We start from the raw sequence: 1,557 nt of genomic DNA on the forward strand, positions 1-1,557 counted from the left end.
GAGCTCGGTCCCGGGGATCCTCTAGAGTCCCGCACTCGCGGGATTGGACAGCCTGTCGGTGGCCAGCGGCCTCGTCTTCAACGTCGACGACGTGCGCGAGGAGAACCGGGAGTATGTCGCGAAGGTGGACGACCAGGTGGAGGGCAACGCCGAACTGACCTCCATGCTGCACGCTCTCGAAGAGCGATACGACGCCTACATGGCCGGATCGAACCTCGGCCAGCCGATCATCCACCCCGGCGATCTGCCCAGCGCGGACGAGCTCGCCGCAGAGCTGGAGCGCTTCCTGGCCGACCGTCGCACCGACGATCACCGCCGGGACGACGACCGCCGCGGCGACGAGTGGCGAGGCGACGACCGCCGCGGTCGACGCTGAGCGGAATGCCCACCGTCCCCGCGACGTTATGGATGCTGTGGGGATCCTGATGGACTGTTGCGCACGGTCTGTCCGATGATGTATGCGACAATGGATCCCTGACCCGTTGTCGAATCGCGGTCGGCTCGTGACGAGGCGACCACGGACTTGACAAGGGTCTTACTCCTGTCCGAAAACCCGACGCCTGCGTCGGTGAAAGGCAAGACGTGACCTCAGGCACGAAGACCACCCGCTCCCGCAAGGTCGAGGAGGAGGAAGCCACGGAGTCCGCCACGGAACAGGCGACGACCACGACCGCCGCCAAGAAGGCGGCGTCGAAGACTCCGGCCAAGTCGAAGGCGGCCCCGAAGAAGGCGTCCAAGAAGACGGCGTCCGATGACGACGAGGAGATCGACGACGACGTCGAGCTCGACGACACCGACATCGAGGACGCATCGGACGACGATTCCGGCGACGACGCCGCCGAGTCATCGACCGGGGCGACCGACAAGAAGGGCGATGACGACGAGGACGATGAGGACGGCACCACGAAGCCGGCCTTCTCCGAGCCCCTTCCCACCGGCGCCATCGTCATCTCCTCGAGCGACGAAGACGATGTCCCTGTCTACTCGACGCAGATCACCGGCGCGACCGCCGATCCGGTCAAGGACTATCTGAAGCAGATCGGCAAGGTGCCGCTGCTGAACGCGGCCGAAGAGGTCGAGCTCGCAATGCGGATCGAGGCGGGACTGTTCGCCGAAGAGAAGCTTTCGCACATGTCGGCGTCGGAGAAGTCCAGCCAGCTCGGCCTGGACCTGCAGTGGGTCGCACGCGACGGCCAGCGCGCCAAGAGCCACCTGCTCGGGGCCAACCTGCGTCTGGTCGTCTCGCTCGCCAAGCGCTACACGGGCCGCGGCATGCAGTTCCTGGACCTGATCCAGGAAGGAAACCTCGGTCTGATCCGCGCGGTCGAGAAGTTCGACTACACCAAGGGCTTCAAGTTCTCCACGTACGCGACGTGGTGGATCCGTCAGGCGATCACGCGCGCGATGGCCGATCAGGCACGCACCATCCGTATCCCGGTGCACATGGTCGAGGTCAATCAACAGCTCGCCCGTGTGCAGCGGCAGATGCTGCAGGACCTCGAACGCGAGCCCACGCCCGAGGAGCTCTCGCGCGAGCTGGACATGACGCCCGAAAAG

General features: G+C 65.6%; 2 protein-coding genes. Both read left to right on the plus strand.

Annotated elements, in window-relative coordinates:
* Positions 1 to 58: 58 nt before the first annotated feature.
* Positions 59 to 376 carry a hypothetical protein gene (locus I5I_RS06055; protein ID WP_239640035.1) on the plus strand — a complete coding sequence of 106 codons (318 nt, stop codon included), beginning with the start codon at positions 59 to 61 and terminating at the stop codon, positions 374 to 376.
* Between the two features lie 206 nt (positions 377 to 582).
* On the plus strand, positions 583 to 1,557 hold a 975-nt coding region (locus I5I_RS06060; protein ID WP_036317636.1), incomplete at its 3' end, for a sigma-70 family RNA polymerase sigma factor.

Source organism: Microbacterium sp. B24 (assembly GCF_000333415.1).
Classification (GTDB): Bacteria; Actinomycetota; Actinomycetes; order Actinomycetales; family Microbacteriaceae; genus Microbacterium.